General features: G+C 67.2%; 17 protein-coding genes. 6 read left to right on the forward strand and 11 right to left on the reverse strand.

What is annotated here, in order from left to right; genetic code table 11:
* Nucleotides 1-50: 50 nt before the first annotated feature.
* Entirely contained in the window at nucleotides 51-638 is a 588-nt protein-coding gene (locus OG474_RS15005) for a hypothetical protein (protein ID WP_405062895.1), read from the forward strand.
* A 164-nt stretch (nucleotides 639-802) separates the two neighbouring features.
* Here the strand turns inward: OG474_RS15005 and hisC are convergent, their stop codons facing one another.
* Nucleotides 803-1,897 (reverse strand): histidinol-phosphate transaminase, encoded by a 1,095-nt coding sequence (gene hisC / locus OG474_RS15010; protein WP_405062896.1) that lies wholly within the window; start codon nucleotides 1,895-1,897, stop codon nucleotides 803-805.
* A 181-nt stretch (nucleotides 1,898-2,078) separates the two neighbouring features.
* Here hisC and OG474_RS15015 point away from each other — a divergent pair, with 181 nt between their 5' ends.
* Entirely contained in the window at nucleotides 2,079-2,951 is an 873-nt protein-coding gene (locus tag OG474_RS15015; protein ID WP_405062897.1) for a dimethylarginine dimethylaminohydrolase family protein, read from the forward strand.
* Here the strand turns inward: OG474_RS15015 and OG474_RS15020 are convergent, their stop codons facing one another.
* Complete coding sequence (locus OG474_RS15020) at nucleotides 2,952-3,335, reverse strand: hypothetical protein (protein WP_405062898.1); 384 nt, start codon at nucleotides 3,333-3,335, stop codon at nucleotides 2,952-2,954.
* Nucleotides 3,332-4,480 (reverse strand): phage tail tip lysozyme, encoded by a 1,149-nt coding sequence (locus tag OG474_RS15025; RefSeq protein ID WP_405062899.1) that lies wholly within the window; start codon nucleotides 4,478-4,480, stop codon nucleotides 3,332-3,334. The genes OG474_RS15020 and OG474_RS15025 overlap by 4 nt, the downstream gene beginning before the upstream one ends.
* A gap of 138 nt (nucleotides 4,481-4,618) precedes the next feature.
* On the opposite strand from OG474_RS15025, the gene OG474_RS15030 reads away from it, so the two are divergent.
* From OG474_RS15030 to OG474_RS15040, 3 genes are read left to right on the forward strand one after another with little or no spacing between them, the layout of a single operon-like run.
* On the forward strand, nucleotides 4,619-5,311 hold the full coding sequence (locus OG474_RS15030) for a GntR family transcriptional regulator (protein ID WP_405062900.1): 693 nt from the start codon (nucleotides 4,619-4,621) through the stop codon (nucleotides 5,309-5,311).
* Nucleotides 5,312-5,333: 22 nt separating this feature from the next.
* Complete coding sequence (locus tag OG474_RS15035) at nucleotides 5,334-5,471, forward strand: hypothetical protein (protein WP_405062901.1); 138 nt, start codon at nucleotides 5,334-5,336, stop codon at nucleotides 5,469-5,471.
* A gap of 6 nt (nucleotides 5,472-5,477) precedes the next feature.
* Nucleotides 5,478-6,581: a YeiH family protein gene (locus OG474_RS15040; protein WP_405062902.1), complete on the forward strand. Its 1,104-nt coding sequence runs from the start codon at nucleotides 5,478-5,480 to the stop codon at nucleotides 6,579-6,581.
* On the opposite strand, the gene OG474_RS15045 is transcribed toward OG474_RS15040, so the two are convergent.
* Genes OG474_RS15045 through OG474_RS15080 form a run of 8 tightly spaced genes read right to left on the reverse strand, consistent with a single transcriptional unit; the run spans nucleotide 6,534 to nucleotide 15,338 of the window.
* On the reverse strand, nucleotides 6,534-8,570 hold the full coding sequence (locus OG474_RS15045) for a hypothetical protein (RefSeq protein WP_405062903.1): 2,037 nt from the start codon (nucleotides 8,568-8,570) through the stop codon (nucleotides 6,534-6,536). The two genes, OG474_RS15040 and OG474_RS15045, sit on opposite strands and share 48 nt — an antisense overlap.
* Nucleotides 8,567-9,781 carry an enolase C-terminal domain-like protein gene (locus OG474_RS15050; RefSeq protein WP_405062904.1) on the reverse strand — a complete coding sequence of 405 codons (1,215 nt, stop codon included), beginning with the start codon at nucleotides 9,779-9,781 and terminating at the stop codon, nucleotides 8,567-8,569. Before OG474_RS15050 ends, OG474_RS15045 begins: the two co-directional genes overlap by 4 nt.
* Nucleotides 9,778-10,515 (reverse strand): SDR family NAD(P)-dependent oxidoreductase, encoded by a 738-nt coding sequence (locus OG474_RS15055; RefSeq protein WP_405062905.1) that lies wholly within the window; start codon nucleotides 10,513-10,515, stop codon nucleotides 9,778-9,780. The genes OG474_RS15050 and OG474_RS15055 overlap by 4 nt, the downstream gene beginning before the upstream one ends.
* Before the next feature lie 11 nt (nucleotides 10,516-10,526).
* Nucleotides 10,527-11,336: a carbohydrate ABC transporter permease gene (locus tag OG474_RS15060; RefSeq protein ID WP_405062906.1), complete on the reverse strand. Its 810-nt coding sequence runs from the start codon at nucleotides 11,334-11,336 to the stop codon at nucleotides 10,527-10,529.
* On the reverse strand, nucleotides 11,323-12,180 hold the full coding sequence (locus OG474_RS15065) for a carbohydrate ABC transporter permease (RefSeq protein ID WP_405062907.1): 858 nt from the start codon (nucleotides 12,178-12,180) through the stop codon (nucleotides 11,323-11,325). Before OG474_RS15065 ends, OG474_RS15060 begins: the two co-directional genes overlap by 14 nt.
* A gap of 59 nt (nucleotides 12,181-12,239) precedes the next feature.
* Nucleotides 12,240-13,517: an ABC transporter substrate-binding protein gene (locus OG474_RS15070; protein WP_405062908.1), complete on the reverse strand. Its 1,278-nt coding sequence runs from the start codon at nucleotides 13,515-13,517 to the stop codon at nucleotides 12,240-12,242.
* 22 nt (nucleotides 13,518-13,539) lie between these two features.
* Nucleotides 13,540-14,235: a FadR/GntR family transcriptional regulator gene (locus OG474_RS15075; protein ID WP_405062909.1), complete on the reverse strand. Its 696-nt coding sequence runs from the start codon at nucleotides 14,233-14,235 to the stop codon at nucleotides 13,540-13,542.
* Nucleotides 14,232-15,338, reverse strand: coding sequence for a DUF4185 domain-containing protein (locus tag OG474_RS15080; protein ID WP_405062910.1), 1,107 nt, complete (start codon nucleotides 15,336-15,338; stop codon nucleotides 14,232-14,234). The genes OG474_RS15075 and OG474_RS15080 overlap by 4 nt, the downstream gene beginning before the upstream one ends.
* Before the next feature lie 103 nt (nucleotides 15,339-15,441).
* Between OG474_RS15080 and OG474_RS15085 the strand changes: the two genes are divergently transcribed.
* Nucleotides 15,442-15,828 (forward strand): phage holin family protein, encoded by a 387-nt coding sequence (locus OG474_RS15085; protein WP_405062911.1) that lies wholly within the window; start codon nucleotides 15,442-15,444, stop codon nucleotides 15,826-15,828.
* Nucleotide 15,829: the final 1 nt, after the last annotated feature.

The following is a 15,829-nucleotide window of genomic DNA, read 5'->3' on the forward strand; positions in this document are numbered from 1 at the left end:
GTCGTTACCACTAAGACGATCCCGTCAAACCCGAAAGGAATACCGGCACAATGCAGGTAACTCGCAAGATCGCCGCTGCCGCGGCCGTGGCGACTGTCGCCACCCTCGGCCTGGCCACTGTCGTCAGCGCCAACATGCTCGACGGCGCGTCGCAGGCCACCAACCTGGCCGACCAGGTTTCGTCGACCTCCAAGGGCTACGGTCACGGCGGCAAGGCCTGGTACTTCGTGAAGCGTGACGGCGGCCTCGTCGGCGTCGACGGCAACCGCGTCGGCCCGTTCCAGGCCTGCGACAACAAGGCTGCCCTGAACGGCATCGGCGCCGCGATCACCGGTGACGACGTGCTGGCCATCGTCGGCCTCGGCGACAACAACAGCAGCATCACCGCTGTCAAGACCTGCGAGCAGGGCACCAAGCAGGACAACAGCAAGTGGTACCGCGTCGGCAACGACGACCTGATCTCGGTCTCCGACAACCGCGTCGGCCCGTTCCAGGCGTGCCACAACGACGTCGCCGGCTCGGTCATCGGCGCTGCGGGCACCGTCGACACCATCGGCGCGCTGCTGGGTCTGGGCGACAACAACCAGGCCATCGACTCGCTGAAGACCTGCGAGCAGGGCACGTCGCAGAACAACTGACCTTCTCCCTGGTCAGTGATGCAGGACCCGAACGAGCCACCTCGGTGGGGTGACTGATTCGGAAGCACTATCAGCGGCGCCGGGAACAAGCCTCACTCTTCCCGGCGCCGCACTCATGTCCGGCCCTCGTCCCAGCGAGGGCCGGGTTTTTATGTCAACACTGCTTATGCCTTCTTCCAGGCGCAGGCGACCTGGAGGAACAGGTCGTTCGCCTCGCGCTCCCCGATGCTGACCCGGACACCGTCCCCCGGGAACGGGCGGATCGACACGCCCTCGGCCTGAACGGCCGCCGTGAAGTCGAGCGTCTCCTCGCCGAGATCCAGCCAGACGAAGTTCGTCTGGGTGTCCGGCACCCGCCAGCCCGCGTCCCGCAGCGTCTCGACCACCCGGGTCCGCTCGGTGACCAGGTCCTCGACCCGGGCGAGCAGCTCGTCCTCGGCGTGCAGCGAGGCCAGCGCGGCGGCCTGCGCGATGAAGCTGACACCGAACGGCAGCGCACACTTGCGGATCGCGGCGACCACCGGCGGGTGCCCGACGGCGTACCCGATCCGGAAGCCGGCCAGGCCGTAGGCCTTCGAGAACGTGCGCAGTACGACGACGTTCGGGTGGTCGCGGTAGACCTCGACCCCGTCGACCACCTCCGGGTCGCGGACGAACTCCCGGTACGCCTCGTCCAGCACGATCAGCACGTTCGGCGGCACGGCCTCGACGAACGCGAGCAGCTCGTCGCGGTGGACGACCGGTCCGGTCGGGTTGTTCGGCGTACAGACCAGGACGACCTTCGTCCGGTCGGTGATCGCCGCCTCCATCGCCTTCAAGTCGTGCCGGGCGTCCTCGGTCAGCGGGACCTGGACGGACGTCGCGCCGGTCAGCTGGACGGCGATCGGGTAGGCCTCGAACGAGCGCCAGGCGTAGACGACCTCGTCGCCGTGCGTGACGGCCGCCTGGAGCAGGTGGTAGAGCAGCGCCACCGAGCCGGTCGCGACGGCGAAGTCGTCGACCGGCACCTTGAGCCGCTCCGCGAGCGTCTCCAGCAGGTCGGCCGCCCCCATGTCCGGGTAGCGGTTCATATGCTGCGCGGCGTCGGTGGCGGCGGCCAGCACCCCCGGCAACGGCGGATACGGATTCTCGTTGCTGGACAACTTGTACGACGGCCGGTCGTCCGAGGTCGCGGGCGGACGGCCGGGCTTGTAAGCCGCGACATCGTCCAGGCAGCCACGGAAGCGCACGCCCGGGGGGAGTCCATGGTCAGGAGTCATAGCCGCAGGTTAGTCCTGACACCAGACTCCGGCCAGACCCTGCCGGGCGATGTGACGAGGACCGTGTTGCGCGCGGGAAGACTTCCCTGCACACTGACTGATTGTCGGACAATCAGGGAATCCTGCCCCTGTAAACAGCACTGCGTGTGGCAGGGATTCAGGGTCAGTTGGAGGGGTGTTCATGGGACAGCCGCTGGAGTGGGGTCGCCGGTATCTGATGGTCCGCCCGGACCACTTCCGGATCGACTACGTGATCAACCCGTACATGTCGACCCAGGACCAGCCGGACGCCGAGCTCGCGCTCAAGCAGTGGGACTCGCTGCGGCAGGCGATCGTCGACGCCGGCGGCGAGGTCGAGGTGCTGGCCCAGCGGCCGGACTCCCCCGACATGGTCTACGCGATGAACCTCGGCCTGGCCACGGCCGACGGCCGGGCGATGCTCTCGCACATGCGTTTCGAGCCCCGGCGCAAGGAGTCCCTGACCGCCGGCGACTGGTTCGTCGGTCACGGATTCGACCTCGGCCGCACCGGTAGCGACGACGTCGGGCCGCACTTCGAGTCCGGGGATGCCTTCGTCTTCGGCGACAGCCTGGTGGTCGGCTACGGCCCGCGCACCGAGGCCGACGCGCTCAAGCAGCTGGCCACGCAGTGGGACATCCGGGTCCGCGGGCTGCGGATCGCCCACGAGGGCATGTACCACCTCGACCTGCCGTTCTGCCCGGTCGACAGCACGACGGCGATGATCTACCCGCCGGCCTTCGACGCCGCGAGCCAGGCCGAGCTGGCCGGCATCGTGCCGAACCCGATCGTGCTCACCGACGAGGAAGCCTTCGCGTTCAGCGGCAACTCGCTGGTGGTGAACGAGACGATCATCATGCCGGCCTGCTCACCGCGGCTGCGGGAGATCTTCACCGGGATGGGCCTGCGTGTGGTGCTGGTCGACCTGAGCGAGTTCCACAAGGGTGGCGGCTCGGCGCGCTGCCTGACGAATCCGCTCGACTTCCCGCTCACCGCCCTCGCCGCACCCGGCGGCGAACTGCACCTCCCGGCCTGACTACTTCGTGACCGTGTAGATGAGGTCCAGGGTGGCGGGATCCGTCCCGTCCTCCTGGATCCATTGCAGCGCCTTGTCCTTCCCAGTGGCGGTCCACGTCTCGACCGTCACCGAGATCGCGATCGGGTTGTCCGGTTCGGACTTCGAGCCGACGTAGTTCACCTCGAAGCCGGGGCCGATGTAGGGCAGCCGACGGATGATCGGGTAGCGCTGCACCAGTCGCTCCTGGGTCTGGTCGAACCGCCGGCCCGCCTCGGCCTCGAACTCGCGCCCCTGCTCCGACTTCCAGTCATGCCCTTCGGCACTGTCCCGGAAGGCCAGGAAGCCGCCTAGCAGCACGATGACGAGCACGGCGGCGCCGATCAGCAACGGTCGCCGGTTCACGTCTTCAGCCGGTAGACCGTGAAGTCGCCGTGCGCCGGGTCGGCGATGCCGTACAGATACCCCGCCTCCGGCACGCGCCCATACAGTGATGCGGACGCCGTGGTGAAGCCTTGTCCCTCGGCGCCCCACGGCCCGACGTACAGGTAGGTGTGGCCGGGCCCGTTCAGGATGTCGCCCGGTTGCATTCCGCCGGGTGGCACGCCGTACCAGCGGTCGTATTTGCCGGAGCCCTCCAGGTAGGTGCGCTGGATGTCCGTCGAGACCTCGGGGAACGTCGCGTCCGCGCCACTCAGGTGCATCACGGTCGCGACGAACCGCCCGCAGTCGGTGTAGGCACGCTCGCCGGTCGGATCGTTGTACTGCTTAAGCGCCGCGACGTACTCGGGCTTGGCTTTCCTGGCGTCGGACGCGTTCGTCCCACTGCGAGGCACGTCGTGCCCGTCGGTGGGCCAGGCCAGGTTCTTCGCGACGGCGTCGATCTGGCCGCCTCCCACACAAGCCGTCGCTGGGCCTGTGCCGGCACCACTGGCGTACAGGTCGAACACCTTGCCGGCCGAGGTCTTCCGCAGCGCGTACGTCGGGGCGTTCGGATCCTCGTGGCCGCCGAACCGCTCGTACTCGTCGGCGAAGACGAAGGCCGCCTCCTCCACCGTCTTCGTCCGCAGCAGTGAGTCACCGGCCGCCTTCTCCGGTACGGCGGTCTCGCCGATGAGCTGCCTGCGCAGAAAGTCGAGCTGGTAGGCCAGCGTCTCGATGGTCTCGTACGGCACGCCCGCGTCGCGCGAGTTGGTGATCAGCTTGCCTGCCGGGGTCCACTGCACGATGCCCCAACCAAGCTCGCTGTGCTCCGCGTCCTTGGCGTGGGTGAGGTCCGTCGCCTCGGTGTTCTGCAGGATCATCGGGTGGACTCCGCTGGACTCCTCGATCATATTGCCGACCACACCGGCGGCCTGCTCCGGCGAGTAGCCGTTCGCGACCAAGTAGTTGAAGGCCTGCTGCTGCTCGTTACTGCCGACCAGCGGGCAACCGCCGGCGTTGGCCGGAAGGCTCATCAGGCTGCCGACGATCAATGCCACGACGATGATCAGCGGAAGGAAGACCGCTGCCAGCACACCCACGACGACCAGCGGGGTCTTGTTCTCCATCCTGATCTCCTCGGGCGGTGACTACACAGAGGCAGATCGTCCCTCAGATCGACGGTGTCGTGTCGTGAGTTATCCACAGGTTGCCGCTCGGACCGTGCCGCACGCGACAACGGCGGCGGATTGGAAGAGAATCTTTCTATGTACGAACGGCTGCGGGTAGACCGCTCGACCACCGTGGACCGGGTGGTCGACGCGCTGCGCTCCGCGCTGTTCGCCGGCGACCTCGAGCCCGGTACGCCGTTGCGCGAGCAACCGCTGGCCGAGGCGCTCGGCGTCGCTCGCAGCACGGTCCGCGAAGCGATGACGATGCTGGTCACCGAGGGCCTCGCAATCCGCGAGCCGAACAAGGGCGTCAGCGTCGCGATCCTGCACCCGGCCGCGGTCGCCGACATCTGCAACGCCCGGTTCGTGCTGGAGTCGGCCGGGATCCGGGCCTGGTTCGACGCCGACGACCTGGCCCGCGAGCGGGTCCGCAAGGCGATGCGGACCTTCGCCGCGACCGCCCAGGACGGCGCCGACCCGGAGGCGATGACCGAGACCCACCTGGCCATCCACCGCAGCCTGGTCGCCCTGACCGGCAGCGAGCGGCTGATCGCCACCCAGGACTCGATCACCGGCGAGGCCAGGCTCGCCCTGGCCCGGGTTGACGCGCTCCGCCAGGACGCCCGCCAGCAGGTCGCCTCGCACCGCAAGCTGATCCGCCTGCTCGAGCGCGGCGACCTCGAGGAGTGCGTCGAGGAGCTGCGCCACCACCTCGCCGGCGCCGAGGAGTCCCTCCTCGAGGCCATCGCGAGTCCGTCCGGATCCCGAGACGGCGGGCAACCGCAGTAAGTTCATCGCTCTACTAGGGTTTATGTCCACCAAACCCCGTACTCCGCTCCCCGACTACGCGGCCGTCGCCTTGGCCGCCGTGGTCGTGCTACTCGTCGTCCTCGGAGTCTTGCCCGACATCCCGTGGGACACCGTTCAGCTCCCCCTGATCGGCAAGTGAGCCGCCATGACCACCGCCACGGCTCCCGCGCCCACGTTCACCGATCGGGTCGGCAACACGCCGGTCCTCAAGTACGTCCCCGGCGTCCTGCTGCTGATCGTGCTCGGCCTGATCGGCAAGTGGGCCCAGGCCGAACTCAAGCTGATCGCCAAGTTCACCGGCACCCACCTGCCCGATATCGAGTACGTGCTGTGGGCGATCCTGCTCGGCCTGCTGATCGCCAACACCGTCGGCGTACCGCGGATCTTCCGGCCCGGCGTCGGCACCTACGAGTTCTGGCTGAAGGCCGGCATCGTCTTCCTCGGTGCCCGGTTCATCCTCGGCGACCTGGCCAAGGTCGGCGGCATCAGCCTCGGTCTGATCCTCATCGACGGCACCATCGCGGTGACCACGGTTCTCCTGCTCAGCAAGGCGTTCAAGCTCGCGCCGAAGCTCGGCACGCTGCTCGCGATCGGTACGGCGATCTGCGGCGTCTCGGCGATCATCGCCGGTAAGGGCGCGATCGAGGCCGACGACGAGGACTCCAGCTACTCGATCGCCGCCATCCTCGCGCTCGGCGCGGTCGCGCTGTTCACCTTCCCGGCGATCGGTCACCTGCTCGACCTGAGCCAGCACACGTTCGGGCTGTGGGTCGGGCTGGCCGTCGACAACACCGCGGAGACCACCGCCACCGCGGCGATCTACGGTCCGGAGGCGCAGAACATCGCCGTCCTGGTGAAGAGCACCCGGAACGCCTTGATCGGTTTCGTGGTGCTCGGCTTCGCGTCGTACTGGGCGTCCCGCGGCCAGGCCGCCGGGGTGGCGCCGGGCTTCGGCAACCGCACCCGGTTCCTGTGGGCGAAGTTCCCGAAGTTCGTGCTCGGCTACATCGCGGTCTCCGCACTGGCGACCTGGGGCGCGTTCTCGAAGGCCGACATCACCAGCCTCGGCAACATCTCCAAGTGGGCGTTCCTGCTCACGTTCGCCGGTGTCGGCCTGAACACCGACCTGCGCGCGTTCCGCAAGAGCGGCTGGCGACCGTTCATCGTCGGCGCGCTGTCGCTGGCGGTCGTGGCGATCACCTCACTCCTGCTCGTCCTCGGTGCCACGTCCGTCTTCGACCTGGAGTAGTCCGTCGGCGGTCACGTCGTACGTCGTACCGGCGACCCGGAGGTTGCGGAGCCGCGCTGTGGGGTCCAGCGCGGCGATCCGCGGGGCTGCGGTGACAGTGCCGTCGAGGCCGACCTCGACGCCGAAGAGGCCTTCCAGGACGAGGGACACCCAGGCGCCGGACGAGGAGCAGGCCCAGTCGATCAGGTAGGGGTCCTGTGGCGGAGCCTTGCGGGCACCGCCTGCCATCAGTGGAGCGCCCTCCTCGACGAAATGTGCTTGTCCACAAGGGCCCTGGTTCGCGGACCGCGCCAGGCCGGGCAGCCAGTCCAGTACGACGTCGGTGCGGCCGAAGGCGATCAGTGCGCGAGCCGCATCGGCGGGCCAGGCCGGGTAGGCGCCGTTCCACTGGTGGTCCGGGCGCAGGCTGAAGGACGCGTCCGCGTCGTACGGCGAGAGCGCCCGCATCCACGTGGGTGTCTGGAGCTCACGCTGGAAGAACGCCACCATCTCGGCCTGCTGGGTCGACGAGAGGTCGTCGGCGATCGTCGTACCGATGATGTTGAAGTCGTAGCAGTGCCGGACCGGGACCAGCTCACCGTCGGGCTGCCGGGCGGTCCAGTGGCCGGCACCGTCGAAGTACAGCTCCTTCACGTGGCCGGCGAGCTCGTCGGCCTCCTTGAGCAGGTCCTGGTCGCCGGTGATCTCAGCTGCCACCCGCATGCACCAGACGTTGGCCGCGTTGAAGCTGGCTACCTCGTGCACGTAGCTGCTGACGCACTCCAGCAGGTTGTCGATACCGCCGTAGTCGGCCAGTGCGTGCTTGCCGCGCAGACCGCGCCAGGCCGTCGCCCACTTGACCACGTGATCGGTGACTGCGGGGCTCAACAAGCTGGAGTCCCCGGTGAAGCGGACGTAGTCCCGTACCAGTCGAGTCATGGCGAAGTCGTTGACCGAGTACCACTGCCCGACCGGCCCACCGGTCAGCCATTCGGTCCCGAAATGCTTGTGGATGTCCAGGTCGATCCAGTGCTCGATGTGGCGCCGCATCGGCACCGGGTCGAGCAGTGCGTGCGTGAGCGACGAAAGGCTGTAGTCCCAGATGAACGTGGTGGTCGCCCAGTGGCGGGGCATCAACGTGTCGTAGGCCCGGCCGAGCACACTGGCGGGGTTGTCCCGGCGGAACCAGATCACTCCGAGCACGCCCCACCAGTACAGCTTCTGCAGTGCCTCGTTGCTGGTCTCGAGCACGGGGAGCGATCCGCTGAAGCCGTCGCTGTCCGGGTCGAACGCATCGGACAACGCCATGTCCCAGACGCCCTCCGACACGGCGATCACTGCGGGGATGTCGGAGGCACAGACCTCGAAGTGGTCCTCCGCCTCCGTCAGGTCCTTCGCCAGCACGTGCACATACCCCAGACGGGCCGTGCCGGTGCTGTCCAACGTGACGGTGGTCTTCAGCATGCTCCGGTCGACTTCAGCCGGTACGTCGAGACCCTGCAGGCTCACTGCGGTACCCGACTCGCCAACACCGAGGACTCTGTCGTCCATGGCGTGCAGCGTGTTCGGCTCTGACGGTGGCAGGTAGTTCGACCAGCCACCGGCCGCACCGGTCGCCGTACTGGCCAGGGTGAGTCCTAGCTCTACTTCACGCCCTGGGGCACCGGCGACCTCCAGCTGTACGACGACGGCTGGGCGGCCGGGTGCACAGGCGGTTGTCGTGCGCAGGGTGAGGCCGTCGACCGTGGTGGACCGCACCACGTGGTCCGGACGCCACACCACCTCCACAGTGCCGCCGTACGAGCGGACCAGCCGACCGTCGACGTACAGCTGGCCTGTGATGCAGTCGCCGTGCGAGTACGGCGGGAAGTTCACGCTGCGGATGGCGAACACGTCCAGGTCGACCTGTGCCGTGCCGAGGAAGTTCGTCAGGCCCGGCGGGTTGAACATGTCGTCGTACGTGTGGGTGAGGACGTCGCTCGCGAGGTCGGCGGAACGCGGGATGGTCATGAGGGGTCGGCCCAATCGGTGTTCGGGAGCAGGGGATACCAGTCCGGCCGGGCCGGGTCCCGGTCGTAGGGGTAGTTGCCGAGCTCGCGGTACAGAGCGGCGTACTCGGCGAGTTTGTCCCGGTCGAGCTCGACCCCGAGCCCTGGCCCGTCCGGGACCGCGATCGCACCGTCGGCGTACGGAAGCTTGCCGCCGGCAATGATGTCGTCGCGCAGGTGGTGGTAGTGCGCGTCGGCGGCGAACGACAGATTCGGTACGACGGCGCCCAGCTGCAGCATCGTCGCCAGCTGGATGCCCAGCTCGCCGGAGGAATGCACGGCCACGCCGAGCTGGAAGGTCTCGCAGACCCCGGCCGCCTTCACACACGCACGGATCCCGCCCCAGAACGTGGTGTCCAGCAGGATGACGTCGACCGCGGGGTTGAGCACGTTGGCGGCGAGCTGCTCGAAGTTCACCACGACGGTGTTGGTGGCGAGCGGGATCCTGGTGTTCGCGCGGACGCGGCGCATCCCGTTCAGGCCCCAGGTCGGGTCCTCGAGATAGTCGTTGTCGAGATCCTCGATGCCACGAGCGAACCGGATCGCCTCCTCGACGCCGAACGCGCCGTTCGGGTCGAACCGCAATCTGTGGCCGGGGAAGGCCTCAGCCAGCGCCCGGAAGCAGTCCCGCTCGTAGTCCGGCGCGAACACTCCACCTTTGAGCTTGTGCACGCTGAACCCGTGCTGATCGACCAGCTGTTTTGCGTGGGCGACCAACTGGTCAGCAGCCCGGATCTCGCCCGTTCCGTCCTCGTTCGGATGCCGGAAGAACAGATAGCTCGCGAACGGCACCCGGTCGCGTACTTTGCCGCCGAGGAGCTCATGCACCGGTACGCCGAGCGCGCGGCCCTGCAGGTCGAGGCAGGCGAACTCAATCGCCGCCAGCAACTGGGTGCGGTTGTTGTAGAGGCTCGCGGTCGGGTTGGCGATCATCCAGCGCAGCGCTTCGGTCCGCGCCGGGTCATGGCCGACCAGGTAAGGCTTCAGCCCAGTGATGGCGTCTTCTGCACTCTGTCCGCCACCACCTAGCTCGCCCAGCCCGATCAGACCGTTGTCAGCCTCGACCTCAACCACAGTCCGGACGAACCGGCCCCAGTGTGCACCGTTGCTGTGCCGCAGCGGCGCCTCGAGCGGCACAGTCACCGTGGTCGCACGAATGTCGACGATCTTCACAGCACCACAGCCAGCTGCGCAGTCAGACCGCCATCGACCTTCACATCCGCCCCGGTCACGAAAGCAGCAGCAGGTGAGCTCAGGAAGTGGATGACCTCAGCCACCTCACCCGGCGTCGCCACTCGGCCCAGTGGATGCGACCGCCCCCACTCCGCCACCACCTCGTCGGTAGGCCGTCCCCCACCGAATTCCGCCGCGGAAGTCCGCAGCATCGGCGTATCCACCGACCCCGGACACACCGCGTTCACCCGAATCCCATCCGCCGCGTGATCGACCGCCATAGCCCGCACCAGACTCAGCAACGCCCCCTTCCCCATCGAGTACGCCGCCACCCCCTTCTGCGCCGCATAAGCCTGCACCGACGCAACCACCACCACACTCCCGCCCCGAGGAATCAACGGCACAAACGCCCGGCAAGCAAAGAACACCCCGCCCACGTTCACCCCCATCACCTCGTCGTACACGTCCTCCGACGTCTCCACCACCGTCCCGTACCGCTGCACCCCCGCCGCACAAACCAGCACATCCACAGTGGTGAGCGACTCGGCAGCTCCTGCTAAGGCGGCTCGGTCAGCCACGTCTACGACTATCCCGATCACCTCTGGTGGCAGGGTGGCAAGCGCCGCGACATCCCGGTCGAGCGCAACCACCCGGTCTCCAGCGGCAAGAAACCGTTCGACCGCACCGCGGCCGATTCCGGCGGCGCCGCCGGTCACCACGACTGTCCGAGGCATAGAGCGTCCTTTCAGAACTGACCGAGGGCGAGGCCCCGGGAGAAGAAGCGTTGGGCAGCAAGGAAGAGGATCACCGTGGGCAGCGACACCAGCAGTCCGCCGGCCAGCACAGTCGGCAGCGCAGCACCGCCGTACGTGGACTGCAGCCCGGTCAGCGCCGGCATGATCGGCCGGACCGAGTCGGACTGGCTGAGTGTCAGCCCCAGCAGCAGGTCGTTCCACACGAACGTCGCCTGCAGGATGAAGATCGCGGCCAGCGCGGCGCCGGCCATCGGCAGGTAGATACTCCGGAAGATCCGGAACAACCCACCACCGTCGACCACCGCGGCCTCGAAGACGCTCCGCGCGATCCCGGTGAAGAAGTTCCGCATCACGAACGCCGAGAACGGCACACTGATCGCCGTGTAGACGATGATCATCCCGGTCCGGGTGTCGTAGAGCCCGGACGACGCATACCCCGAGAACAGCGGCATCAGCACCATCTGCAAGGGAAAGATCGTCCCGCCGAAGATGAACACGAACCACAGGAACCCACGCCGCAACCGCAGTACGACGATCGCGTAGCCGGCCGCCGCTCCGATCAGCACGGCCAGCACCGGCGCCACCACGCTGTACAGCGTCGTCGCGAGCAGCGTGTCCCCGAGAGCCGCCTTCGACCACGCATCACCGAAGTTCGCGAACAGTGCGAACCCAGCCGGCTTCCACACGGTCTCCGCGTCGTACCCGTCGACCGGCTTGGCCGCGTTCACCACCAGCAGGTAGATCGGCGCGAGCCACAGCAGGCCCAGTACGACGAGGAGTCCGGTCCTAAGCCTGCTCACGGGCGTCCCCCAACTGGTAGCGCAGGTAGAGGATCGACGCCGCGAAGGTGACCAGGCTGAGGAACAGTGCGATCGCCGCACCCTGCCCGTAGTCGTTCAGGACGAACGTCTCCTTGTACATCGACAGTGCCAGCGTCTCGGACGACGTCCCCGGACCGCCTTGCGTCATCACCCACACCACGTCGAAGGTCTTCAGACTGCCCACGATCGACAGTCCGACCACCACAGTGGTGATTGGCCGCAGCTGCGGCCACAGCTGGTGCCGGAACAGCCGGAATCCATCCGCACCGTCCAGCCGCGCCGCCTCTAGCGGTTCATTCGGGATGGACTGCAGCCCCACCACGAACAACAGCGCATTCACTCCCGCCGCCTGCCAGGTGACGGCCACGATCATCATCAACGTGTTCCCCGGACCAGACTGCAGCCAGCCAGTGTGTGCACCAGGCAGTCCGAAGAACCCGAGCGCCTGCCCCAGCGCACCGTCCGGCTGCAGCACAAAGCCCCAGATGACCCCAACAGCCACACCAGAGATCGCATAAGGCAGCAGGAACGGCAGCCGCAACCAACTGCCCCACCGATGCCCATACGTCAGTACGGCGACCAGCAGCCCGAGCACCACCGGCAGAGTCACCATTCCGACGACCCACAGCAGCGTATTGAGCAGTGCACCGATCAGATCCGGGTCGCTGAACATCGCCTGGTAGTTGGCCAGCCCGGCCCACACCGGCGACGCCAGTCCGTCGTACTCGGTGAAGCTGACGTACGTCGTCCACAGGAACGGCAGGTAGAGCAGCAGAGCGACGACTCCAGCGGCCGGTAGGCCGAACAGAGGCGCCGCCCGCACCCCTGTCCGGCTGCTCCCTGCTACCCGGCGCACTGTTGCCCGGCTCACTTCTGCCCGGCTCACTTCTGCTTGGCCCAGTAGGCGTCCGCCTCGGCCTGGATCTTCTGCAGGCCCGGCATCGGGTCACCCGGCTTGGTGACGAACGCACCGAACACCTCGAGCGCCTTGTTCGCCACCGGCACCGGTGTCGCCTCGAACCAACGGTTGATCAGGCGGTAGCCGTCACCAGTGACGTCCTTGTTGAGCGTCGCCAGCCCGGTGTCCTTGACCTCTGCCTTCGGGTTGAAGGACAGGTCACCGCGAGAGTTCGCCCAGGCGGTCTGAGCCTGCGGAGTGACCCACCAGTCCGTCCACTTCTTGACCGTCGAGGCGTGCTCACTCGCGGCGGCCGAACAGAGCGGTCCGGTCTCGAAGATCATCGAGGTCTTCGGCAGAGCCGGGTTGACGTTCGGGATGACAAAGAAGTCGTAGTCCGTCCCGGCCTTCAGCTTCAGGGTGTTGAGCGACCCGCTGAACCAGGTGCCGAAGTTGACCATCGCCACGTCGCCGTTCTTCAGCTGCGCCTGCGGCTCGGTCTTCGCACCCGGGTCGCTGAAGTAGCCGGCCTCGATCAGCTTCTTCCAGTCGTTCATCACCTCGACCACGCCGGGGTCGGTGTATTTCGCCTTCCCCGCGGCGAGAGCGTCGTACAGGTCCGGGTCCTTGCCGGCCAGCAGCGTCTCGAACCAGACGAAGCTGAACAGGATGCTGGTCTGGTAGAACGGCTTCACCCCGGCGGCTTTCACCTTGTCCGCAACGGCGAGCAGCTCCGGCCAGGTCTTCGGGTTCGCGGTGATCCCGGCCTTCTTGAAGACGGCCTTGTTGTAGTACATCACCCAGTAGCCCGCGTTCAGCGGGACGCAGTACTGCTTGCCGTCATAAGTGAAGTAGGGCTTCAGCTGCTCAAGCACGTTGCCGTCGGCAACCGCCTTGGTCCACTGCGCGGTGGTCTCGGCGACCAGCTTCTGGTCGACCAGGTCCTCCAGCTCTTTCCCGGTGTGCCAGCTGAACAGGTCCGCCTTCTCCTTGGTCCGGAACGAGGAACGGATGAAGGCGGTGTAGGTGTTCGAGTCCGAGTAGCCGACCGGCTCCATGCCGACGCCGACATCTTGCTTGCTCGCGGCACCGACCTGGACGAACGCGTCCTTCCAGCCGCCCTTGTCGTTGTAGAACTTCAGCGCGTCGACCGGCTTGTCGGCGGCCGGCTTCGCGCCACCGGCACCTCCACAGGCGGTGAGCACGAGAGCTCCGGTCATGGTCAGGGCGGTGAGCGCTTTCCAATGGCTGATACGTCGCATGGCGGTGCGTCCTCCGAAGAAGTCAGGGGTTCACGCGGTCGTTGATGACGGCGAGGACGCCGTCCAGATGCGCACGGGTCAACTGCTCGGCCAGTACGTCGTCGCCGGCCCGGACCGCGGCCAGAATGGCGTGGTGCTCGGCCAGGTCGGTCTCACGGTCCCCGTGGATGTGCAGGATCTCCAGCTGCTCGCGGACGTTCACCACGGTCACCGACTCGACCACCTCGGCCAGCGTCGCGTTCCCGGACGCCTGCGCCAGCGCACGGTGGAAGTCCATGTTGATCTCAGCCAGCCGGTCATGGTCACCAGAGGCGATCAGCTCGGCCGCCCGCGCCAGGTCCTGCTCCATCTGGTCCAGTGCGGCCTCGCTACGCGCCTTGGCAGCCAGTGCGGCGACCGGTGGCTCGATCAGCGCCCTGGCTTGCAGTAGCTCGACCAGACGATCAGCTGAGGGCTTGAGCGCCAGAGGGTTCGCCAGGACAAGCCGTCCGACGTTCGGACCGACGTACACCCCGGAGCCGTGCCGGAGCTCGAGCGCACCGATCGCCTCCAGCCTGCGCAGCGCCTCGCGCACTGTCGGTACGGCGACCTTGAATCGCTCGGCCAACGACCGCACCGACTCGAAGTGGTCGCCGACTGCGAGCTTCCGGTCGGCGATCAGCCCCAGCATCGACGAAGCCAGGTCGTCGAGCAGACTCCGGCGTACGACGGCGGTCATCGGGCCGCCTGCAGGGTGACACCGACGAACCGCGGTCGGTAGATGCTCACATCGGCGTACAGCTCGTCACTGACCAGGCTGTTCACGTTGTAGCTCACCAGCAGCTTGGAACCCGAGCGCAGGTCCGGATGCTCGTGGGAGTTGTAGGTGATGTGGTTGCCGCCGGTCTCCGGGGTCTGGTAGAGCTCGACCGGCTTCACGAACGGACCGGTCGGCGAACAGCCGAAGTACCCGAGCACTCGGCGGCTGAACAGCTCCTTGGTGTCATGGGTGACCAGCAGATAGCCATCGCTCCATTTGGTCACACTGTGCTCATTGGCCACGCCCTCCAGCGTTCTGACCGACGCAGACTCATCGGCAGACCAGCCGCTGCCGGTCCAGTACTCCCATGACTTCGCGGTCAGGTCGTCACCACGCACTCGGGCCACGTGCTGGTACTTCGACGCACCGAGGTCCTCGACGCCGTAGATGTAGGTGAAGCCGCCGTCACGCTGCAGCCAGCCGGACCACTGCACGTTGGCCTTGGACGGGAGCGGAGTCAGGCTCAACAGCTTGTACGTGCGGCTGTCGAAGCGGGCCAGGTAGTTCGCGGCCCAGTGCCAGTCCCACTGACCCGATCCGGTCTTCTCGAACCGCAGCGCGACCACATCCAGCTTGCGACCCGCATCGCTGGTCTGCGCGGCACCGAACCAGTACCAGCCGTTGGCCGGCGGCGGCACGAGCGCGGTCGGGTTGGACGCCGTACCGCCGGTCACTGTCTTCAGCGTCTGGCCCTGCTGGACCACGAACGAGTTGTTCAGGAACGGCGTGGTGGTCGGGCGGCTGCCGTCCGGGTTGACCGGGCCGAGGAAGGTGTCGGAGAAGATCCACGCGGTCCGCCCGCCCGGGAGCGCGACCGAGTAGGTGCTGTCCGCGCCGGTCCAGCCCTTGCCGGTGTTGCTGTAGGCGTTCAGCAGGCTCTCGGGAGCGGCGTGCGGCGTGGCCTGGGCCGTCCAGCTCGTGCGGACCGCACTGCAGTCCGCTCGGGTTGCCGCGGCGGGCACGCTGAGGCTCGCCGCTGCTAATACCAGTGCGGAAATTCCGGCCAGACTTCGTCGTGACATGGAATTGATCTGATCACTTGGTCATTTTCGTGTCAAGAGTTCAGGGTGCACTCAGGGCGTGTACGGAGCGTGCGGCAACCACCGGAGTGGAAGGATCGACGGTATGAAGAACATGATCATCAGGCTGCTCGCCAACGCGGTGGCCCTCGCGATCGCCGCCTGGCTCGTCGGCGGCATCACCCTGCAGGGCGCCACGACCGGCCGCCGGGTGCTCACGCTGCTGATCGTCGCCGCGATCTTCGGCATCGTGAACGCGATCGTGAAGCCGGTCGTCAAGCTGGTCTCGCTGCCCCTGCTGATCCTGACGCTGGGGCTGCTCACCTTCGTCATCAACGCGGCGATGCTCGCGCTGACCTCCTGGATCACCGGCAAGCTCGACGTCCAGTTCCACGTCGACGGCTTCTGGCCGGCACTCCTCGGCGCGCTGATCATCAGCGTCGTCGGCATGATCATCAACGCCGTCCTCCCGGACAAAGCGGAGATCCGCTGAG

The sequence above is a fragment of the Kribbella sp. NBC_01505 genome (genome assembly GCF_045040285.1).
Lineage (GTDB): Bacteria > Actinomycetota > Actinomycetes > Propionibacteriales > Kribbellaceae > Kribbella.

What these genes read in the sequence shown, in the direction of transcription:
- OG474_RS15005 (WP_405062895.1), top strand. Translation starts at nt 51, where the DNA reads ATGCAGGTAACTCGCAAGATCGCCGCTGCCGCGGCCGTGGCGACTGTC.
- hisC (WP_405062896.1), bottom strand. Translation starts at nt 1,897, where the DNA reads ATGACTCCTGACCATGGACTCCCCCCGGGCGTGCGCTTCCGTGGCTGC.
- OG474_RS15015 (WP_405062897.1), top strand. Translation starts at nt 2,079, where the DNA reads ATGGGACAGCCGCTGGAGTGGGGTCGCCGGTATCTGATGGTCCGCCCG.
- OG474_RS15025 (WP_405062899.1), bottom strand. Translation starts at nt 4,480, where the DNA reads ATGGAGAACAAGACCCCGCTGGTCGTCGTGGGTGTGCTGGCAGCGGTC.
- OG474_RS15030 (WP_405062900.1), top strand. Translation starts at nt 4,619, where the DNA reads ATGTACGAACGGCTGCGGGTAGACCGCTCGACCACCGTGGACCGGGTG.
- OG474_RS15035 (WP_405062901.1), top strand. Translation starts at nt 5,334, where the DNA reads ATGTCCACCAAACCCCGTACTCCGCTCCCCGACTACGCGGCCGTCGCC.
- OG474_RS15040 (WP_405062902.1), top strand. Translation starts at nt 5,478, where the DNA reads ATGACCACCGCCACGGCTCCCGCGCCCACGTTCACCGATCGGGTCGGC.
- OG474_RS15045 (WP_405062903.1), bottom strand. Translation starts at nt 8,570, where the DNA reads ATGACCATCCCGCGTTCCGCCGACCTCGCGAGCGACGTCCTCACCCAC.
- OG474_RS15055 (WP_405062905.1), bottom strand. Translation starts at nt 10,515, where the DNA reads ATGCCTCGGACAGTCGTGGTGACCGGCGGCGCCGCCGGAATCGGCCGC.
- OG474_RS15070 (WP_405062908.1), bottom strand. Translation starts at nt 13,517, where the DNA reads ATGCGACGTATCAGCCATTGGAAAGCGCTCACCGCCCTGACCATGACC.
- OG474_RS15075 (WP_405062909.1), bottom strand. Translation starts at nt 14,235, where the DNA reads ATGACCGCCGTCGTACGCCGGAGTCTGCTCGACGACCTGGCTTCGTCG.
- OG474_RS15080 (WP_405062910.1), bottom strand. Translation starts at nt 15,338, where the DNA reads ATGTCACGACGAAGTCTGGCCGGAATTTCCGCACTGGTATTAGCAGCG.
- OG474_RS15085 (WP_405062911.1), top strand. Translation starts at nt 15,442, where the DNA reads ATGAAGAACATGATCATCAGGCTGCTCGCCAACGCGGTGGCCCTCGCG.